The organism is Yoonia sp. R2331 (assembly GCF_041103235.1).
Lineage (GTDB): Bacteria > Pseudomonadota > Alphaproteobacteria > Rhodobacterales > Rhodobacteraceae > CANMYO01.
The window spans coordinates 1,500,255-1,518,480 of sequence record NZ_JBGCUN010000001.1 but is presented as its reverse complement, the minus strand read 5'-3'; the positions used below and the strand labels follow the sequence as shown (position 1 = coordinate 1,518,480).

The 18,226-nt window shown below is 59.2% G+C and carries 19 protein-coding genes, 1 other RNA gene and 1 pseudogene; 8 read left to right on the top strand and 13 right to left on the bottom strand.

The features are described 5' to 3' along the window. Positions 1 to 84 precede the first annotated feature (84 nt). Positions 85 to 1,320 carry an acyl-CoA dehydrogenase family protein gene (locus AB3Y40_RS07875; RefSeq protein WP_369438243.1) on the top strand — a complete coding sequence of 412 codons (1,236 nt, stop codon included), beginning with the start codon at positions 85 to 87 and terminating at the stop codon, positions 1,318 to 1,320. On the opposite strand, the gene AB3Y40_RS07870 is transcribed toward AB3Y40_RS07875, so the two are convergent. After that, a complete protein-coding gene (locus AB3Y40_RS07870) occupies positions 1,317 to 2,345 on the bottom strand; it encodes an L-idonate 5-dehydrogenase (RefSeq protein WP_369438242.1) in 1,029 nt (342 codons plus the stop codon). The two genes, AB3Y40_RS07875 and AB3Y40_RS07870, sit on opposite strands and share 4 nt — an antisense overlap. 204 nt (positions 2,346 to 2,549) lie before the next feature. On the opposite strand from AB3Y40_RS07870, the gene AB3Y40_RS07865 reads away from it, so the two are divergent. The 3 genes from AB3Y40_RS07865 to AB3Y40_RS07855 all read left to right on the top strand — a co-directional run bounded on the left by AB3Y40_RS07865 (position 2,550) and on the right by AB3Y40_RS07855 (position 5,026). Further along, positions 2,550 to 3,302 (top strand): SDR family oxidoreductase, encoded by a 753-nt coding sequence (locus tag AB3Y40_RS07865; protein ID WP_369438241.1) that lies wholly within the window; start codon positions 2,550 to 2,552, stop codon positions 3,300 to 3,302. Then, positions 3,302 to 3,799 carry a gluconokinase gene (locus tag AB3Y40_RS07860; RefSeq protein ID WP_369438240.1) on the top strand — a complete coding sequence of 166 codons (498 nt, stop codon included), beginning with the start codon at positions 3,302 to 3,304 and terminating at the stop codon, positions 3,797 to 3,799. The genes AB3Y40_RS07865 and AB3Y40_RS07860 overlap by 1 nt, the downstream gene beginning before the upstream one ends. Positions 3,800 to 4,006: 207 nt before the next feature. Then, entirely contained in the window at positions 4,007 to 5,026 is a 1,020-nt protein-coding gene (locus AB3Y40_RS07855) for a LacI family DNA-binding transcriptional regulator (RefSeq protein ID WP_369438239.1), read from the top strand. Here AB3Y40_RS07855 and AB3Y40_RS07850 read toward each other — a convergent pair. Genes AB3Y40_RS07850 through AB3Y40_RS07840 form a run of 3 tightly spaced genes read right to left on the bottom strand, consistent with a single transcriptional unit; the run spans position 5,023 to position 7,643 of the window. Then, positions 5,023 to 5,517 (bottom strand): SspB family protein, encoded by a 495-nt coding sequence (locus AB3Y40_RS07850; protein ID WP_369438238.1) that lies wholly within the window; start codon positions 5,515 to 5,517, stop codon positions 5,023 to 5,025. The genes AB3Y40_RS07855 and AB3Y40_RS07850 overlap by 4 nt on opposite strands. A gap of 60 nt (positions 5,518 to 5,577) precedes the next feature. After that, entirely contained in the window at positions 5,578 to 6,834 is a 1,257-nt protein-coding gene (gene chrA, locus AB3Y40_RS07845) for a chromate efflux transporter (RefSeq protein ID WP_369438237.1), read from the bottom strand. Beyond that, complete coding sequence (locus AB3Y40_RS07840; RefSeq protein WP_369438236.1) at positions 6,831 to 7,643, bottom strand: chromate resistance protein ChrB domain-containing protein; 813 nt, start codon at positions 7,641 to 7,643, stop codon at positions 6,831 to 6,833. The genes chrA and AB3Y40_RS07840 overlap by 4 nt, the downstream gene beginning before the upstream one ends. A 284-nt stretch (positions 7,644 to 7,927) precedes the next feature. Here AB3Y40_RS07840 and AB3Y40_RS07835 point away from each other — a divergent pair, with 284 nt between their 5' ends. Further along, positions 7,928 to 8,527: a hypothetical protein gene (locus AB3Y40_RS07835; RefSeq protein WP_369438235.1), complete on the top strand. Its 600-nt coding sequence runs from the start codon at positions 7,928 to 7,930 to the stop codon at positions 8,525 to 8,527. Here AB3Y40_RS07835 and AB3Y40_RS07830 read toward each other — a convergent pair. Together AB3Y40_RS07830 and ssrA are read right to left on the bottom strand one after the other, a co-directional pair. Next, positions 8,524 to 9,177 (bottom strand): DUF1194 domain-containing protein, encoded by a 654-nt coding sequence (locus AB3Y40_RS07830; RefSeq protein WP_369438234.1) that lies wholly within the window; start codon positions 9,175 to 9,177, stop codon positions 8,524 to 8,526. The two genes, AB3Y40_RS07835 and AB3Y40_RS07830, sit on opposite strands and share 4 nt — an antisense overlap. Positions 9,178 to 9,270: 93 nt before the next feature. After that, positions 9,271 to 9,620, bottom strand: a transfer-messenger RNA (tmRNA) gene (ssrA, locus tag AB3Y40_RS07825). Between the two features lie 37 nt (positions 9,621 to 9,657). Here ssrA and AB3Y40_RS07820 point away from each other — a divergent pair. From AB3Y40_RS07820 to AB3Y40_RS07810, 3 genes and pseudogenes are all read left to right on the top strand, one after another. After that, positions 9,658 to 10,549 (top strand): annotated as a pseudogene (locus tag AB3Y40_RS07820) (sulfatase-like hydrolase/transferase); the annotation flags it as partial. 150 nt (positions 10,550 to 10,699) lie between these two features. Next, on the top strand, positions 10,700 to 11,383 hold the full coding sequence (locus tag AB3Y40_RS07815; RefSeq protein WP_369438233.1) for a lysozyme family protein: 684 nt from the start codon (positions 10,700 to 10,702) through the stop codon (positions 11,381 to 11,383). Positions 11,384 to 11,513: 130 nt separating this feature from the next. Next, positions 11,514 to 12,125 (top strand): hypothetical protein, encoded by a 612-nt coding sequence (locus tag AB3Y40_RS07810; RefSeq protein ID WP_369438232.1) that lies wholly within the window; start codon positions 11,514 to 11,516, stop codon positions 12,123 to 12,125. Positions 12,126 to 12,200: 75 nt separating this feature from the next. Here AB3Y40_RS07810 and AB3Y40_RS07805 read toward each other — a convergent pair whose 3' ends face one another. From AB3Y40_RS07805 to AB3Y40_RS07775, 7 genes are all read right to left on the bottom strand, one after another. After that, complete coding sequence (locus AB3Y40_RS07805; protein WP_369438231.1) at positions 12,201 to 13,517, bottom strand: branched-chain amino acid ABC transporter permease; 1,317 nt, start codon at positions 13,515 to 13,517, stop codon at positions 12,201 to 12,203. Further along, a complete protein-coding gene (locus AB3Y40_RS07800) occupies positions 13,514 to 14,524 on the bottom strand; it encodes a branched-chain amino acid ABC transporter permease (RefSeq protein ID WP_369438230.1) in 1,011 nt (336 codons plus the stop codon). Before AB3Y40_RS07800 ends, AB3Y40_RS07805 begins: the two co-directional genes overlap by 4 nt. A gap of 1 nt (position 14,525) precedes the next feature. Beyond that, the gene (locus AB3Y40_RS07795) at positions 14,526 to 14,864 is read right to left on the bottom strand and encodes a hypothetical protein (protein WP_369438229.1); all 339 of its coding nucleotides are present in this window, start codon (positions 14,862 to 14,864) and stop codon (positions 14,526 to 14,528) included. Then, positions 14,861 to 15,289: a hypothetical protein gene (locus AB3Y40_RS07790; protein WP_369438228.1), complete on the bottom strand. Its 429-nt coding sequence runs from the start codon at positions 15,287 to 15,289 to the stop codon at positions 14,861 to 14,863. Before AB3Y40_RS07790 ends, AB3Y40_RS07795 begins: the two co-directional genes overlap by 4 nt. Beyond that, positions 15,289 to 16,113, bottom strand: a complete 825-nt coding sequence (locus tag AB3Y40_RS07785; protein WP_369438227.1) for an ABC transporter ATP-binding protein — start codon at positions 16,111 to 16,113, stop codon at positions 15,289 to 15,291. The genes AB3Y40_RS07790 and AB3Y40_RS07785 overlap by 1 nt, the downstream gene beginning before the upstream one ends. Beyond that, positions 16,110 to 16,895 (bottom strand): ABC transporter ATP-binding protein, encoded by a 786-nt coding sequence (locus tag AB3Y40_RS07780; protein WP_369438226.1) that lies wholly within the window; start codon positions 16,893 to 16,895, stop codon positions 16,110 to 16,112. Before AB3Y40_RS07780 ends, AB3Y40_RS07785 begins: the two co-directional genes overlap by 4 nt. A gap of 87 nt (positions 16,896 to 16,982) precedes the next feature. Further along, positions 16,983 to 18,173: an ABC transporter substrate-binding protein gene (locus AB3Y40_RS07775; RefSeq protein ID WP_369438225.1), complete on the bottom strand. Its 1,191-nt coding sequence runs from the start codon at positions 18,171 to 18,173 to the stop codon at positions 16,983 to 16,985. Positions 18,174 to 18,226 lie beyond the last annotated feature (53 nt).

The window sequence follows — 18,226 nt, the reverse complement described above, 5'->3', positions numbered from 1 at the left end:
GCTTTCGCGGGCAGAGGCGTTGACAAGTATCTGCGGAGTTTGGTCCAGTCAGACCGGAATGCAAAGCCTTGAGGGGATGGAACGATGGATATGAACCTCGGGATGAGCGCGCGGGTCGCGGACTTGCGCGACCGGGTGGCGGCAATGATCCGGGACGAGATCGCACCGCTGGCCGACGAATATCACGCAGAGGTCGCGGTGGGTGATCGCTGGGTCTTTACCCCACGCCAAACTGAGATCTTGGAGGGACTCAAAGCAAAGGCCAAGGCGGCGGGTTTGTGGAACTTCTGGCTGACCGACAGCGACAAGGGCTTTGGGCTGACGACGGTCGAATACGCATATCTGGCCGAAGAGATGGGCAAGGTGACCATCGCGGCAGAGGTCTTTAACTGCAACGCGCCCGATACGGGCAACATGGAAGTGTTCGAACGCTACGGCACGCCTGCCATGAAAGAGCGTTGGTTGAAGCCGCTGCTGGCGGGTGAAATGCGGTCGGCCTATTTGATGACGGAACCGGATGTCGCTTCGTCCGATGCGACCAACATTGCGCTGTCTTGCGTACGGGACGGCAATGACTATGTGCTGAACGGTGAAAAGTGGTGGGCCAGCGGAGCAGGGGACCCGCGCACGGCGGTTTACATCGTGATGGTGCGCACCGGGGCTGCTGATGCACCTAAACATCAGCAGCATTCCATGATCGTGGTTGATGCCCGCCTGCCGGGGATCGAGGTTTTGCGCCCGATGCAGGTTTACGGCCATGACGATGCACCACACGGGCATATGCATATCCGGTTTACGGATGTCCGTGTGCCAGCAGAGAACCTGCTGTTAGGTGAGGGTCGCGGATTTGAGATTGCACAAGGGCGACTGGGGCCTGGGCGCATTCACCACTGTATGCGGGCCATTGGTCAGGCCGAGGCAGCCCTAGAGGCGATGTGTCAACGGTCGTTGGTGCGCGAGGCGTTTGGCAAACCGATTGCGGCACTTGGTGCGAATTTCGACATCATCGCAGAGGCACGGATGAAGATCGAACAGGCGCGGCTGTTGTGCCTGAAAGCCGCATGGATGATGGATCAGGGTGATGCGCGGTCGGCGGCCCCGTGGATCAGCCAGATCAAGGTCGTCGCCCCGCGCGTAGCGCTGGAGGTGATCGACGAGGCGATCCAGATGCATGGTGCGATGGGAATCTCTCAGGACACACCATTGGCGGCAGCATGGACCGCGACGCGTACGTTGCGGATGGCGGACGGGCCGGATGCGGTGCACCGCCGTCAGGTGGCGCGGGCCGAGTTGCGCAGGCACACGCAACAAAAAGTCTAGGCAAAGGCGATTTGTACCTTGAGCGCCTGCGTTCGGTCAGAGGCGAGGTCAAAGGCGGCCTGCATCTGATCAAGCGGCAAGGTATGGGTGATCAGCGGTTTCACATCCAGACGTCCGGCCTGCATCATCCGCACGGCGGTGAAGAATTCGGTGTGAAAGCGAAAAGACCCTTTGAGCACCAGTTCCTTGGCTGTCATGGCCTGGACCGGGAGGGTCATGTCGCCGCCAAGCCCCAGTTGCACCATCGTGGCACCAGGACGCAGGGCCGGAATGGTTGACGCGACAACTGGGGCCGCGCCGGTGCATTCAAACAGCACATCAAAGTGGCCTTTGTCTGCGGCGTAGCCAGTCAGCGCATCGGGGTCATCCGCCACGTTGTGGGTGGTGTCAGCGCCAATCTCTTGCGCTTTTTGCAGCGTGAATGCGGTAATGTCTGTTGCTACGATCTGTGCGGCACCCGCCGCCCGCGCCACCAGCACCGCAAGAAGGCCAATGGGGCCGCAGCCGGTGACCAAGACCCGTTTGCCAACCAGATCACCGGCCTGCCGCGCAGCGTGCAGCACAACGGCCAAAGGTTCGGCCATTGCCGCCTCTGCTGCGGTCAAGCCCGATGCGGGCGCGCATTGGGCAGCATCGGCGACAAGCATTTGTCGGAACGCGCCCTGTATATGCGGAAACGGCATCGCTGACCCATAAAACCGCATGTGCAGACAGTGGTTCTGCGCGCCGGACGCACAATAGCGACACTGCCCGCAAGGGCGTGACGGAGAGACGGCGACGAGATCACCCACTGCCAGATCAACACCTGCCCCGGTGCTTTCGATCACACCAGACACCTCGTGACCCAGAACCATCGGTTCTTTCAGGCGCACGGTGCCAAAGCCGCCGTGTTGATAATAATGCAGGTCTGATCCGCAGATACCACCAGCCTGCATCGCGATCCGCACCTGACCGGGTCCGGGAGGCGGGGCGACGCGTTCTTCGATCCGAAGGTCCTTGGCGGCGTGGGCAACGATGGCTTTCATGCGTATTCCTTCAGATGGCGGGTATGAGATCCGGTTGGCACATCGTTTCGCTGGTCATGGCGGAGGCAGTGCATGGTGCGACCTGGCGTCTGGCGGCATCTGACACCATGGCTTCCTTGCTTGACAAGCATTGGTATCGGTAACATGTCATCGGCAACGGTCGATCGGCTGTCAAGCGCCATCATTGTGACCTGAGGGGACGATATGTCAGAACTGTTTTCACTCAAAGGCAAGCGCGCACTTATCACGGGGTCTTCCCAAGGGATTGGGTACGCGCTTGCACAGGGGCTGATTGATGCCGGCGCGCAGGTCATTCTGAACGGACGTGACACCGCCAAGCTGGCCACCGCAGCAGAGGCCTTGGATGGGGCCGACACACTGGCCTTTGATGCAACCGATCATGACGCGGTGCGGAGCGCCGTCGACGACTATGAGACGGATCAGGGTGCGATTGATATTCTGATCAACAACGCCGGAATGCAGCACCGGACCGAGCTGGAGAACTTTCCAGCTGATGCGTTCGAGCGGCTTTTGCAGACCAATATCGCCAGCGTCTTTCATGTGGGCCAGGCCGTCGCGCGGCATATGATCGGACGTGGTGCGGGCAAGATCATCAACATCGCGAGTGTGCAAACCGCGCTCGCCCGGCCCGGAATTGCGCCTTATACGGCCACAAAGGGCGCTGTGGGCAATCTGACCAAGGGGATGGCCACCGATTGGGCCAAGCACGGGTTGCAATGCAACGCGATTGCGCCGGGTTATTTCGATACGCCGCTGAATGCCGCACTTGTGGCCGACCCGGAGTTTTCGGCTTGGCTGGAAAAGCGGACCCCGGCAGGGCGTTGGGGCAATGTGGATGAATTGGTGGGGGCGGCAGTGTTCTTGTCTTCTGCCGCGTCGAGTTTCGTGAATGGTCACACGCTTTATGTCGACGGCGGAATAACGGCGTCACTGTGATGGGCCGCTTTGTTGTGATGGGCGTGTCGGGGTGCGGCAAGTCCACAGTCGGCCAGTCTATTGCAGCGCGCATGGGCCTGCGGTTTGTCGATGGTGATGATCTGCATCCGGCCGCGAACATCGCCAAAATGTCCCAAGGCATTCCGTTGGAAGACACAGACCGCGCGCCGTGGCTTGCAGATGTAGGCAAGGCGTTGGCGGGTGAAGGCGGTGTAATCGTCGGATGTTCGGCGTTGAAGGTCGCGTACCGCGATACGATCCGCCAATTTGCGGCGCATGACGTGCATTTCCTGCATCTGGCTGCACCAAAGGCGGTTCTGGCCGCACGGGTGAATGCGCGGGAAGGGCATTTCATGCCACCTGCGCTTCTGGAAAGCCAATATGCAGCTCTGGAACCGTTGGGCCGCGATGAAAGCGGGCATGTCATTGATATTGATCAACCTATTGACGCCGTGCTCGCGGACGCAGAGGCGTATGTGAGGACGATTATCGGTTGAACGGACTGAGAGCATTGAGCGGGGGCATTTGGAAATGCCTCTTGGACACCGGGGGCTGCTTGAAAACCTTTGATCTGGATCCTGAGACAGGGACGACAATGACAACGTCGCGGGCATCACCCGTTTGGTATCAACCAAAGCAGGTGATAGGCGAAATTATTGCGGCCAATTTTGGTGTTAAGTTCCACAATCAGTTGACGGACATGCATGACGACTAAGCCTGACCCTAACCGCCGCGTTACCATGCGTGACGTCGCGCGCGCGGTGGATATGTCACCGATGACCGTAAGCCGTGCGCTGCGCGGGGATGAAACTGTCAACGCCCAAACCCGTGCCAAAATCAAAGATGTGGCCGCGACGCTGGGCTATGTCTATGACACCACGGCACAGGCGTTTCGAACCCAGAAAAGCGGCTTTGTCGCGGTCACACTGCCGTCGATCAACAACGCTAACTTTGCCGAAACATTTCGGGGTCTGTCAGACGCACTTGCCGATAGCGGGTTGCAGCTTTTGCTGGGAAGCACGGGCTATGATGTTGAAAAAGAAGAAGAACTTGTCGGGCAATTGCTGACCCGCAACCCCGAGGCGATTGTGTTGACGGGTGGGTATCATACCGATGCGACGCGAAAATTGCTGATCGACACCCGGATCCCGGTGATTGAGACATGGGATTTGCCAAGTGATCCGCTGGGCCATGTGGTCGGTTTCTCCAATGCGGCGGCGATGTCTGATCTTGTGCAGCATCTGGCAGATCGCGGGCGGCAAAAGTTGGCCTTTGTCGGGGCAGAGGCCGAAAGCGATCAACGGGGTGCGGCCCGATTAGAGGGGCTCCTGTCGGCGGCAAGGTCGCTTGGTTTGCCAAAGGTGGAGGTGATCGTGGCAGGGCGCGCGCCGATTTCGATGTCGCATGGGGCACAGGTGGTCACCGATTTGGGCGCGCGCATTGCGGAATTTGATGCGCTGGTCTGCGTATCGGACCCTGTGGCCTTTGGCGCGCTGAGTGCATGCCAACGGATGGGCATCGACGTACCGCGGCAGTTGGCAATCACCGGCTTTGGTGCGTTTGAAGTCTCGGCGGTGTCGACGCCGCGTATCACGACCGTCGGCGTATATGCCAACCAGATCGGGGCGCAGGTGGCGGCGCTGTTGCAAGACATATTCGCAGGCAAGACCATGCCGCAAACCATTGATGTGGGATCAGAAATTGTGCTCGGCGAGACGAGTTAAGTCTTGCGGAACTTGTCGAGGCTGACGACCTCTGCCTCTTGCGGTGCATCTGGCGCGGAAGGTTCGACCATTTCGTCCATCGGCGCTTCTTCGGCGACATCCTCTGCCGCGTCATCGTCGTCATCATCTTCATCGTCGTCCTGGGTTTCGAACCGAAGGCCAAACTCGACCGATGGGTCGACGAACGTCTTGATGGCGTCGTAGGGGATATAAAGCGGCTCTGGGCTGTTGCCGAAATTCAGAGTGATTGCAAAGCCTTCGTCGGTGACGTCAAGGTTGTCGAACCAGTGTTGAATGACCACTGTCATCTCGCCCGGGTAACGGTCAGACAGCCAATCTGCTATTTCGACATCAGGATGCATGGTGTCAAAGGTGATGAAGAAATGGTGCGCACCGGGCAGGCCTTCTTTGGCGATCCGGTTCAAAACCTCCTGGATCAAACCGCGCATGGCGCGATGCATGAGGTTTCCGTAATCAATGGTGCGGGACAAGGGCCAATCCTCCGGACGCTCCAGCGCAGCATAGAAGATTCTTGGGGGGATGAAAGGGGCCTAGAGGATGCCTGCGAGAAATAAGAGCAGCCCCAGCCCTGCATTCAGTGCCAGCACGAACAGCAAGGACCAGCCACGTTGCCACATCAAGTAGCCAGCAAGGATCGCGAGCGCCAGTGGTACGGCTTGGAGACTGTCCAAAACGGGGAGGGTGAGCGTGATCGGGCCAGATGTGAAGGGAATGACCACGCCAAAGAAGACGTGGACCGCAAACCAAAGCGACAGGTTCGCGATGACCCCGACAACAGCCGCGGTGATACCCGCGAGTGCTGCCTGCAATCGGGGCTGACCTGCCAGCCAGTCGATCAACGGCGCGCCTGCGAAAATCCAGATGAAACAAGGCACAAAGGTCACCCAAAGCGCCATGCCACCAGCCAATAGCGCCATGCCTGTGCCCTGCGCGGTCAAGCCTGCCAGCATCGCCACCATCTGCGTGACAAGGATAAGTGGACCCGGCGTCGTCTCGGCCAGCCCCAAGCCATCCATCATCTGCGTGGTGGTGATCCAGCCGTAATCCTGCACCACGGTTTGCGCCATGTAGGCCAAAACCGCATAGGCGCCGCCAAAGGTGACCACGGCGAGTTTGGAAAAGTAGATGCCGATGTCCAGCAGAAAGGTCTGACCGGCTGCAAATGAGAGGGCGAGCGGCGCGGCCCAGATTGCTCCGCCGATCATCATGATCCGGCCAAGCCCGTGCCAGCGCGGTGGTTCTGTGGTGGGGGCGGGGGTGCGGCGCAAGAGGGTTGCCCCGACCAAGGCCGCCGCCGCGATCACCAGCGGAAAGGGTAGCGACAAAGCGAAGAGCGCCAGAAAGGAAAGGGCTGCAAGCGCAATCGCCATCGGCCCGTGCAGTGCCTTGCCGATCAGTTTGTGCATCGCGCCCAGCACGATCACAACAACAGTAGCCTGCACCCCGACAAAAATCGCCTGCACCAGCGGCAAAGAGCCATAGGCACCGTAGATCAACGCAAGGGCCGTGATGACAATTGCACCGGGAATGACAAAGAGGCCACCGGCAAGCAGGCCGCCCGCAATCCCGCGTTGCCGCCAGCCGGCGTAAGTGGCGAGTTGCATCGCCTCTGGCCCTGGAAGAAGCATGCAAAATGTCAAGGCGCGCAGGAATTGATCTTCTGTCAGCCAGTCACGTTCTTCCACCAATTCGCGATGCATGACGGCAATTTGGGCCGCAGGACCGCCGAATGACAACAAACCGATGCGTCCGAAGACACGCAACATCTGGTGCCAGTCCGGAGTCATGGCTGCGCCTGCGCATCGGTTGTGTGGGTTTCGGTATGGCCGTCACGTGCCCATCGATAAAGCGCATCATAAAGCGGGAGTGCCGCGTTAAGCTGGTCGATATCATTTTTGAATTGGCGCGAGAGGCCAACCGAAATGGCAAGCAATCCAGCCGCTTGCGGGACACCCTTCATCTTGTCGGTGTCGGCGGCGCGCACCACAGCGGCCAATCGGTCCAATGCCGGATGCGACAGGCCGAAGGTGCGGATCATCACGTCAAAGGTGCAGAGCGGGCCATCATGGGCAAAGGTCACGCCCGGCACGTCATAAGGCGTGGCCGTGAAACGGTCAGCCACGTCCGTAACCTCCGCCGGAGGCACAAACAGAAACTCGGCCCGTGGATCAACAAAACGCCGGATAAGCCATGCGCAGGCGATGCGATCAATCTTGGGGCGGTGGCGCGTGACCCAACGGGTGGTGCCATCCGGCAAGGTCGGCACAGCTGCCATTGGAATGGCGGGCAAGGCTTCTGCCAGCCAAGCGAGCATACCGCCCTCTAACACCTCGGCAGAGGTTCCAGCGGCCCGCAGACGGGCGGCGACGCCGTGGCTGATCTTATGTCCCGCGTGGCAGATCGTAACGCAAGGTGTACCGCCTACCTGTTTGAGAAGATTGTCAAAGTTCCGGAAATCATGCGGGAATGCACCGGGGATCAAAACCGGGTTCTCTGCCAGATCCTCTGGGATACGCAAGTCAATGAGTTTGGGACAATCAGGCAAGCCGATCCTGCGCATGAGCGCGGCAGGGGAGATGGTTTGAAAGCCAGACATGGGGCATCCTTTCTGAGGGTTTCAGCGGATGCGAGCCTTGGGCCGAAGCCTCACGGGGTGGTCGCAGTTTGACCCCATGCGAAAGCGTTAAGCGAGGATTTGCCGGGCGTCAAGCCGCCGAAATGGCGGGAATTTCTGAGTTATCCCCAGCTTTTCGGCGTCAGGGACTGGTCAAAGCTTGCCGACTTTGCGCATCATATGGTAGCGAGCTTGACAACATCCGCGATATATTGGCGCGCATACTAAACCGTCCTGCCAGACGGAGACCGCATTGGGGGAAGAACATGAATATCACTGAGACAGTTGGCATGATGTCGACCGGGGCCCTGTTGACGATTGGCGTGGGCTATTTCATGGGGGCGTTTGATCAGCCCGCAGCCCAGCAGCAAATCGCGCAACAGCAGCCCGCAGCGGTGGTGCAAACAGCGCCCGCACCGCAGGTGACCCGCGCCACGACCGACCTGACCGAAGTGAGCCCGGTGAACCAGATTGAGGCGATTGTAGCCCTGTCCGAACAGGGGCTGAGCCAGGATCAGGAATTGTCGGACGAGCAGCGCGAAGTCATCGCCTTTTTCGAGGACACGGCCCGCGCCATGAACGAAGCGGATCGCGATCGGACCAGCGACACTGTACAGTTTTCCAACATGGCTGTGTCTGACCTGAAGGTCCGATATTTCTACACGGTGCCGGCGCGTTACGACGCGCTGAACGTGGACGAGATCATGACCGCGCAAGCGCAACTTGTGAACGAAACGCTGTGTCAGGGCGACGCGATCCAGACCCTGATGCAGGATTACGGGTTCGAGTATGTCTATACTTACATCAGCAGCGATCACAGGATGATCGGCGCAGTTCAGGCGAATGCAGCGACCTGCGCAGGCTAGCCGATCACGCGGCTCAGCTCTCGGATGATCTTGCGCCGCAGGGTTTCGGCATATTCACGATGGGTCCGCGCGGTCATCACAAAGCCGTCGCGGGTGATGACGGCACCGCGGAAAAAGTTCGTGATGGCCATGCCCATCGATTCAATCGCGATTCCGTTGATAGTCACGCCTTGTTGTTCGGCGGCGCGGCGGGCATCGCGCACTTCACCGCCTGAATTTGGCGTGCCGTCGCCTGAGACGTCAATGATTTTTCGTTTACAATCAGGAACTTGGCTGAACAGCCTTAATGAATAGTAAACCGCCTCGGCCGGGGCGGTGTCGGACAAGACAAAGGCGCGCGGCATCAGGCGGGCTTGTTGCGAAAGCACCGCCACATCGGCGGCAGATTGGATCCGGGTCCAAGGGATCGTCACCTCTTGCCGGTCAAAGCCCGACCATTGCACTACGGCAACTGCCGCCTGATTTTGGACCATCGCCTCGATCACCTCGGGGTCGCGCAGGGCATCCGCGAGGCCATCGGCCTGCACGCGGTATTCGCCGGGATCAACAGAGTTTGAAACATCCACTGTCAGGATCAGTGCCGTGTCGCAGGCCGCGCCGAATGTTGGCCAGAGTGCGCAAAGCATAGAGAGAAGTGGTAAACGCCCCATGATCGAATGGTGCGCAAGGCCCGCATGAAAGGCAAGCGCGCATTGCGCCGCAGTCTGGAAATCAGGACAAATCGGTGTGATCTGAGGGGGTTAAGTGCAGGTTTCTGTTGCCAGGTACCTGCGAACCCCGCCATAGGTCGCTAAACCTATGGAGTTAAGATTTCGGTGTTAGGCACTGCTTACGCAGCGACTGCGACCGGAGCATTGTTGTCATTTGCAACTAGCTTTTGTGAACCGATAACGGTGGTATCTCACCGAGACAAAGCAAACCCCTTTAGACGTTCGTCGATCCTATTTCGTCCCCGTCCGGCCCCAAATGAAGGCTGTTGGTGGAGACGCCGGGTACCGCCCCCGGGTCCGATCCGCTTATTACGAGCGCGTTTATGTCCATAGTCCCGAAGGACATCCCATAGATAGGCAGCGCGCGCCTGCGGGGCAAGGGGAACTGTCAGAGAGACCCAAGATTGGCCCCGTGCGGTGCCATTGCCCGTGGGCGAGGTGACGTTGGGCGATCATCTGCGCGGCGCCGGAATGGCGCGGTTGGGGCTGGCCCCCGATAGCGTGATTGGTGCACGTCAGGCAGAATGCGGCTTTGACGTTTGAACGCGGGACGATGGTCTATGGGGCAGACGGGCTTTATGACCAGCAGCGGTCACCTTACAACGCCTATCTGCAATCAAAAGGATATGACGGGGACAACCCGTGGGCCGATTATGCCAATGCAGGCGTTGAAGGCGAAGAGATCGCGAGCGGCTGGATGTTCCGCAATGCCGACGAGCCCGCCAATATCCGCGAGGAGGACAGCGAGACGCCTTGGCTGACCCGCGAAGCGATCCGCTTTGTCGATCAGGCCAAGGGGCCGTGGTGCGCGCATCTGAGCTATATAAAGGCGCACTGGCCCTATATTGTGCCAGCGCCCTATCACGCGATGTACCGGCCCGAACACGTGCCACCCGCGCAGCGCAACCTGGTTGAGCGGGATGATCCGCAGCCGGTTTACGGGGCCTATATGGGCAACAAGATTGCGCAGGCGTTTCGACAAGTAGCGGTGCGCGACAAGGTGATCCCGACCTATATGGGGCTGATCAAGCAGTGCGACGACCAACTGGGTGTGCTACTGGATCATCTGGAGGCCACCGGCCAGATGCAGGACACGGTGATCGTGCTGGCCTCTGACCACGGGGATTATCTGGGCAATCACTGGCTGGGTGAGATGGATCTGTTTCACGCGCCCTCGGTCAAGGTCCCGTTGATCATCTACGACCCAAGGGCGGCGGCCGATGCAACGCACTGCGCGATTTGTGACGCGCTGGTCGAAAGCATTGATCTGGCTGCGACCTTTGTCGAGGTCGCAGGCGCGGAGGCGCCGGATGCATTGACCGCGCGCTACCGTGAAAAGGTGCGCCAGCGCAACGACCCCGACCCGTGAACGATTTGGCAACCTTGATCGGTCAAAAGGTAGGTGAAACCTGTCCTGGGGGCGCCATTGGCCTTGCGGTTGTTACTTTGTCTATTTCTGTTGGTGCCGCAGGTGCTGCAGGCCGAGGTCGCATCGTTGTTCGGTGCGGCCACGGTGGGCAGCCGGGGTGCGTTGATCGATTTTGGCCCTGCGTCTGGTGACGCCGATGGCGCAAGCCTGTTTATCGGGCGCGACGGCACTAGCTTTTTCCGGCCATTTCCGGTCCGTGTAGCCCCCGAGACCGGGCGCATTTACCTTGGGGTCGGGCAGGGGGCCGCGGCACAGCTGCGCAACCTGATTGCCGCGGCAGAGGCGGGCCCGGCGGGATACAACGCCGTGCAATATAGCGCGCGGGTCAAGCCACCACGCTTGCCCACGCAGATGACTGTGGCGCAGATTTATGACTGGATTGATGCAACACCGGGCCAGCCCCACGCGATTGGCCGGTATCAGTTCATCCCGGCGACACTGCGGAGGCTGGTGCGCAAAGTGGGGGTCAGCGAACAGGCGGTATTCTCTATCGAGGTGCAGGACAAGCTGGCTAATGCTCTGCTGGTCGAGGCGGGGCTGAATGCGATGCAAGCCGGTGAAATTTCGCGCCATACGTTCATGGCGAACCTCGCGAAAATCTGGGCCGGTCTGCCGACGCCTTCGGGCAAGTCGCATTATGAGGGGTATGCGGGCAATAAAGCGACGATGACATGGGCGCGGTTTGATGCTGCCATGGTGCAGATTTTTCCGGGGTGAGGGGTGTTGGGCGGCTTTGCGGACGAATGCTGACGTTCGTTTTCGTTGCACCCTTTGACCGCTTGTCACTATTTTTGAACCAAAATAGATTGAAGCTGCACCCAGAATAGCAGCCATGCCGACTAGAAAAATGAATGAGCTCGATGAACCTCGTTTTCGACTGTCACGATTGGCTGCACGTTTCCGCCCTACGCCTGAGTCTAATATTAGGAATGTGAACTCAACAGAGGTTGCGTCGATCATCGCTGGGTTGATGGGCATTGGGCTCTACGCAGATGAGTTTGCCTACCTTGAAGACCCGGAGTTGAACTACTTCGAAATGCTAAAGATACTTGAGTCCTTTTTGGCGGGTCTCAGTTGGAAGCCGTTGGGCGAAGAACAAGAGTTCCGTTTTCTTACAGCAGTTTATGCCGAATTGGGCGTGAGAGACGACAATTCTGCATATGATGCAATTACACGATGGATGAAGGATGTGGGACGGGAGATGGACGAACGCTTCCACGACCAGTTCGTTGCTGACGGGATTGAAGCCGAGAAACTGTATGGCTGTTATTACTCACACTCGTCCGTGCTGGGCGGAGACGTCATCCCAAGCGTTGACGACCCGAAGACCCATGATTGGAGTATGGAGGGCAACGCCCGTCCAATGAAGGTGTTCGCCGAATGGCTGGCCGCGCATCCTAATGACAAAAGGGAATATCGTCCCTTCGATGAAGACTTGTTGACCGAGCTTTTTGCATAGTAAATGCAAGTCGTTTTTCTGCGTGGCAGCAAATGACACTTTGGGCTCTTTGCAGACGTTCAGAACCGTGCCAACTCACCTTTCTGGCACCAGCCCACGCGGGCTGAAGCGCAAGACTAGCAGTAGGATCACCCCCATCGTCAGCAGGCGCATATGAGCGGCACTTTCGATCAGGTGCATTTTCAGCGCAGAGCCATCGGCCATGCCCGCAGTCACTGCGTTCATTAGCATCAGGCCAAGCGGTTCCACCTGCACCCATAGCCACCAGATCAGGAAGCCGCCCAAGACTGCGCCGATATTGTTGCCAGAGCCACCGACAATCACCATGACCCAGATCAGGAAGGTAAACCGCAGTGGCTGATAGCTGGTGGGCGTCAGTGTGCTGTCAAGCGTGGTGATCATCGCACCTGCGATGCCACATATGGCAGAGCCAAGGATGAATACCTGCAAATGACGGGCGGTGACGTTCTTGCCCATCGCCTCTGCCGCGACTTCGTTGTCACGGATCGCGCGCATCATCCGGCCCCAAGGCGAATTCAACGCCCGCTGCGCCATCCACAGGATCACGAGCAAGAAGATCGCGAAAAGACCCGCGTAAAGCAGTTTCGTAAAGAGCGTTGAGGCGTTGACCGGGTCGAGCCCAAAGTCAGCGGCTCGTTCCACAAAGGCGGGATCATTTTGCAGGTCCGTCTCGTAAGGCACCGGACGGGGCAGGCCGACCACGTTCTTGACCCCGCGCGAGAGCCAGTCTTCGTTCTTGAGAACCGCCAAGATGATCTCTGCAATGCCGAGGGTCGCGATGGCAAGGTAGTCGGAGCGCAGGCCAAGGGCGGTCTTGCCAATAAGCCACGCCGCCCCGGCGGCCAGCACGCCACCAAAGAGCCACCCCAGAAGGGAGAACCAGTCGGCGTCAAAGGCGTTTAAGCCACCCAGATAACCCGTTGCGGCGGGGTTCACCGCCTCAACCGCGACGACGCCCGCATCAAAGACCGTGCGGAAGGCAAAGAATCCGATGATCAAAACGGCAAGCGTGGCCCATGTCTTGGCCCGGCCTTTCAACCGGGTTTGTGCCAGCACAGCGCCGACAATCGTGGCCGCACCAAGCAGCAGACCTGCAATGATCGAGATGCCTCCCGCGCTCCAAGCCTCTTTGACGGGCGGCATGGACATCAGCACGGATGCCAGCCCACCCAGTGCCACAAAGCCCATGATGCCAACGTTGAATAGGCCCGCAAAGCCCCATTGCAAGTTCACCCCAAGCGCCATGATCGCCGAGATCAGCCCGTAGTTCAGGATGGTCAGCGCGGTGTTGGGGCCCTGCACGATGGCTGTCCCGACCAGCAGGACCACGACCAGGGCAAAGAGAAGCGGGGCACGCATGGATTGGGTCATACCGATTGTCCTTTGAAGAGGCCGGTGGGTTTGAACAGCAGCACGATGATCAGGATCACGAAGGAGACTGCGAACTTGTAGTCGGTGGAAATCAGCTGCACGAGCGCATCGGGTTCAAGGTTTTCAGGCAGCAAGTAGCCAAGGACCTTTTTCAGCGGGTAGGTGATGGCGACCTCGGCAAAGGCCACGACAAAGCCACCGGCAATGGCGCCAATCGGGCTGCCAAGGCCGCCAACAATTGCAGCGGCAAAGATTGGCAGTAGAAGCTGGAAATAGGTGAAGGCCTTGAAGGATTTATCAAGGCCATAAAGCACGCCCGCGGTGGTCGCCAGCGCGGCCACGATCAGCCATGTGACCATGACCACGCGTTCGGGGTTGATGCCTGACAAAAGTGCCAAGTCTTCGTTGTCGGAAAAGGCGCGCATGGATTTGCCAGTGCGGGTTTTGTTGAGGAACCAGAACAACAGCACCATGACCACAAGCGCGGTCACGACGGTGATCCCTTGGGTGGTTTTCAGGGCGAGACCTTCGTCCAGGCCGGTCATTTCCTTGAAGTTGCGGGCGGTGATGATGAAACGCTCGCCGTCCGAAAAGTTGATGTCACGCACGCCGATGATGAAGCGGGTCAACCCGTTCATGATGAACATCACGCCAAGGCTGACAATCACGAGGATCACCGGTTTCGCCTTTTGCTGGCGGTAGAACCGATAAACCGTCCGGTCGGTGAACAAGAGCAACAGGGCCGTCACCCCGATGCCAAAGGGCAGGGCAAGTAGAGCGGTGGGCAAGGGGCCAAAGCTGATGCCCATCGCCTGAAACGCCCATGTAAACAGGATCGTCGCCATTGTACCAAAGGCCATCGTGTCGCCGTGGGCGAAGTTCGAGAACCGCAGGATGCCATAGATCAGCGTGACCCCCAGCGCGCCGATGGCAAGTTGCGCACCGTAAGCCAGGCCCGGCACGATCACGAAGTTGGTCAGCACCACAAGGGCGTTCAGGAAATCCATGTCAGTGGTCCTCACAAGTGCCGGTGAGCGTTTCACCGGTGCGGGTATTGGCAAGTTTGGCAGAGCCGTCAGCGGCGACCGAGAACATCACGGATGATCCGCCAAGGCCGTCCGCATGAAAACCGCGCACGGGGCCGATGATGAACGGCTCTGCCGGAAAACGTTTGTCGCCAAGGCTGACCTGGCTGATCTTGCGGCGCGGCGGGTCATTCGGGTCTTGCGGGGCGACGAATTGCGTGCGGTCTATGGCAAAGGTCAGCGCCTCGCCATTGTCCATGGCACAGCGGATATCGTCGGCATGGGCTGTTGTGGCCAGACAGGTGAGGGCGGCGCGGATCATCCGAAGAAATCCTCGCACTGGCCTTGGGTTGTCGCCGTTACCAACCGGCCTGCGTCGTCAAAAATCGTGCGGCTCAACATCGCCTCGCCCACGCGATCGGGCACGACGGTGTCGCCATACCAGCCCAGAAAGACGTCGATGCGTTCGGGGTCGGCGTTGGGCAGAAGGAAGGTCATGATCGGATCGTCGCCGGTGCGCGGGCTTTCGGGCACGATGGCCGCGGCAAAATCGCCTTCGCGCCATTCAAACCCGTCGCCCTGTTCGGCCAGCACGACAATACGGTCATCGTCAAACGTGCAGCGCATGAAGGGGTCGTTGCGGCCCTCGGCCACCGCACCAGAGGCCAGACAGCAAAGTGCCAGTCCCAGCTTCTTCTGGCCGAAATAATCCCCCGCGGAGCGTCCCGCATGTGCCGCAAGCGCCATCATCCGCCCAGAAAGCTCCGCCGGACATCGTCATCGGCCAAAAGCTCTTTTCCGGTTCCGGTGTGGGCATTGCGGCCCTGCACCAGCACATAGCCCTTGTCTGCGATTTCAAGTGCTTGGCGGGCGTTTTGTTCGACCATCAGGATTGGAATGCCGGTGCGTGCGACCTCGATAATGCGGTCGAAAAGTTCGTCCATCACAATCGGGCTGACACCGGCGGTGGGTTCATCGAGCATCAACACCTTGGGCTGGGTCATCAGCGCACGGCCCACGGCAACCTGCTGGCGTTGGCCGCCAGAGAGTTCGCCGGCAGGCTGCAGGCGCTTTTCCTTGAGGATCGGGAAGAGGTCATAGATCTGCGCCATCGTATCCGAAAAATCATCGCGCCGGATGAACGCCCCCATCTCAAGGTTCTCTTCCACCGTCATCGAGGTGAAAATGTTGGAGGTTTGCGGCACAAAACCCATGCCTTTCACAACGCGGTCCTGCGGCGAAAGGGCGGTGATGTCTTCCCCATCCAGCACCACGCGACCGGTGTGGATGTTGAGCATCCCGAACACCGCCTTCATCGCGGTGGATTTGCCCGCGCCATTGGGGCCGACGATCACGGCAATCTCGCCGGGGTTCACGGCGATGGTGCAGTCGTGCAGGATGTCTGGCCCTTTGCCGTATCCGCCGGTCATGGCGTCACCGATCAGAAAGGGCGCATCGCTGGCGGTGGTCGTGGGGCCGGATTGGCGCACGGGGTCGGCGGTGCTGGTGCTGTCGCGGCCAAGGCTTGCATCCTTGTTGCCACGGCCATCCTGATAGGGGTTGTCGCTCATACCGTTGCCACCTGATCTTTGTTCTTCAGGCCGGTGCCCAGATAGGCCTCGATCACCTGTTCGTTGGCCTTGATTTCGTCCAGCGTGCCTTCGGCGAGGACTTTGCCTTCTGCCATGCAAATCACTGGGTCGCAGAGCCTGCCGATGAAATCCATGTCGTGTTCGATCACCACGAAAGTATAACCGCGTTCTTCGTTCAGGCGGATGATGGCGTCGCCGATGGTGTTCAGCAGGGTGCGGTTCACGCCTGCACCAACCTCGTCCAGAAAGACGATGCGGGCGTCGACCATCATGGTGCGGCCCAGTTCCAAAAGTTTCTTTTGTCCTCCGGATACCTGGCCCGCCTTGTGGTCGGCCAGATGTTCGATGGTCAGAAATTCAAGCACCTCATCGGCCTTTGCACGCAGGGCGCGTTCTTCGTCGGCGATGCGTTTGCGGCCAAACCACGTGTTCCACAGCGCCTCACCCGATTGGGCACCGGGCACCATCATCAGGTTTTCGCGGCAGGACATGGACGAAAATTCATGCGCGATCTGGAAAGTGCGCAGCAGACCTTTGTGGAATAATTCGTGTGGCGGCAATCCGGTAATGTCTTCGCCCGCCATTTTCACCCGACCGGAGGTGGGTTGAAGAACGCCCGCGATCACGTTGAAAAGTGTGGTTTTTCCGGCCCCGTTTGGGCCAATCAATCCGGTGATTGACCCTTCAGTGATCGATAAGGATGCCCCATCCACGGCGTGAAAGCCGCCAAAGGTTTTCACCAGATTTTCAACAACGATCATGCCGCCCCCGTACACATGAAAAACACGTCATAACTTGCAGAAACGGCGCGGAAAAACTCCGCGCCGTTTCGTTTTCAGACCGCCAGATTAGCGGAACTTGACTGTGTTGATCGCACCGTCGCCGATTTCGATCTCGCGGTAGTTACCTGCGGATTCACCCGGTCCGATTAGCTCAACCGCTGTGGCGCCGACGTAGTCGATGTCTTCGCCTGCTTTCAGCAGCTCGATGGCTTTGGCAAGCTCACCAGGGAAGATTTCGGTGCCCGGTGCGTTGGCGACGTCCATGACGTGGTCTTTGAAGTCAGCGGACTGGTTAGAGCCTGCAGCTTCCATCGCCAGCATGATCAGAGCAGCAGCGTCATAGCTTTCGGGGGCGAAAGCGCCGGTGCCGTCAAAGTCGGTTGCCAGCTCAAGGAACATTTCAGCGCCTGCGCTGTCGGTGCCGGGGAACTGGCCGAAGGAACCGGATAGTGCGTCACCGATGTCGTCAACCAACTGCTGACCCACCATGCCGTCGGGCAGCACGAAGGTTTCAAATGCTCCGGTGTCGAGCGAGGATTGGATGATCCCTTTGCCGCCCTGGTCGGTGTAACCGGCCACAACGAGGACTTCACCGCCTGCGGCGTCGAGTTCAGCGACTTCCGAGGAATAGTCGGCCTTGCCGTCTTCGTGCGCGGTCGAGATGGTGACGGTGCCGCCAGCGGCTTCGAACGCAGCCTGGAAGCTGTCGGCCAGACCTTTGCCATAGTCGTTGTTGGTGTAGGTCAGCGCCACTTCTTTGATGCCGCGGTCCATGATGACCTCGGTCATCACAACGCCCTGACGTGCGTCAGAAGGCGCGGTTCGGAAGAAGAGGCCATCGTCTTCAGCAGTGGACAGGCCCGGAGATGTTGCAGAGGGCGAAATCATCACAACTCCATTGGGGCGTGCGACGTTCTGCAGGATCGCACCGGTCACGCCCGAGCAGTCAGCGCCCATGATGGCGTTGACGCCATCGGATGTGACAAGGCGTTCAGCCGCTGTCTGTGCGGCACCTGCGTCAATGCAGGTACTGTCTGCGCGGATACCTTCGACAGAAGCACCGTCAAGCAGCGTGCCCGCGGCGTTGACTTCGGCGATTGCCAGTTCAGCGCCAGCGCCCATGGCTGGTGTGATGGATTCAAGCGGACCAGTGAAGCCCAGGATGATCCCAATTTTGACATCACCGGTGTGGCCATCGGCCATCGCGCCAGTTGCCATCAGTGCGGTGGCCGCAGTGGCCATCATCAGTTTTTTCATTTGTTTTCTCCCTATTGGATACTCGTTATCCTGTCGCGCAGATTAGCAGCACG

Coding starts and splice junctions, on each gene's coding strand:
- AB3Y40_RS07795 (WP_369438229.1), bottom strand. CDS start 14,864: ATGATCCGCGCCGCCCTCACCTGTCTGGCCACAACAGCCCATGCCGAC.
- AB3Y40_RS07785 (WP_369438227.1), bottom strand. CDS start 16,113: ATGAGCGACAACCCCTATCAGGATGGCCGTGGCAACAAGGATGCAAGC.
- AB3Y40_RS07865 (WP_369438241.1), top strand. CDS start 2,550: ATGTCAGAACTGTTTTCACTCAAAGGCAAGCGCGCACTTATCACGGGG.
- AB3Y40_RS07780 (WP_369438226.1), bottom strand. CDS start 16,895: ATGATCGTTGTTGAAAATCTGGTGAAAACCTTTGGCGGCTTTCACGCC.
- AB3Y40_RS07800 (WP_369438230.1), bottom strand. CDS start 14,524: ATGGATTTCCTGAACGCCCTTGTGGTGCTGACCAACTTCGTGATCGTG.
- chrA (WP_369438237.1), bottom strand. CDS start 6,834: ATGACTCCGGACTGGCACCAGATGTTGCGTGTCTTCGGACGCATCGGT.
- AB3Y40_RS07840 (WP_369438236.1), bottom strand. CDS start 7,643: ATGTCTGGCTTTCAAACCATCTCCCCTGCCGCGCTCATGCGCAGGATC.
- AB3Y40_RS07775 (WP_369438225.1), bottom strand. CDS start 18,173: ATGAAAAAACTGATGATGGCCACTGCGGCCACCGCACTGATGGCAACT.
- AB3Y40_RS07805 (WP_369438231.1), bottom strand. CDS start 13,517: ATGACCCAATCCATGCGTGCCCCGCTTCTCTTTGCCCTGGTCGTGGTC.
- AB3Y40_RS07830 (WP_369438234.1), bottom strand. CDS start 9,177: ATGGGGCGTTTACCACTTCTCTCTATGCTTTGCGCACTCTGGCCAACA.
- AB3Y40_RS07835 (WP_369438235.1), top strand. CDS start 7,928: ATGAATATCACTGAGACAGTTGGCATGATGTCGACCGGGGCCCTGTTG.
- AB3Y40_RS07790 (WP_369438228.1), bottom strand. CDS start 15,289: ATGGCGCTTGCGGCACATGCGGGACGCTCCGCGGGGGATTATTTCGGC.
- AB3Y40_RS07855 (WP_369438239.1), top strand. CDS start 4,007: ATGACGACTAAGCCTGACCCTAACCGCCGCGTTACCATGCGTGACGTC.
- AB3Y40_RS07860 (WP_369438240.1), top strand. CDS start 3,302: ATGGGCCGCTTTGTTGTGATGGGCGTGTCGGGGTGCGGCAAGTCCACA.
- AB3Y40_RS07875 (WP_369438243.1), top strand. CDS start 85: ATGGATATGAACCTCGGGATGAGCGCGCGGGTCGCGGACTTGCGCGAC.
- AB3Y40_RS07810 (WP_369438232.1), top strand. CDS start 11,514: ATGAATGAGCTCGATGAACCTCGTTTTCGACTGTCACGATTGGCTGCA.
- AB3Y40_RS07870 (WP_369438242.1), bottom strand. CDS start 2,345: ATGAAAGCCATCGTTGCCCACGCCGCCAAGGACCTTCGGATCGAAGAA.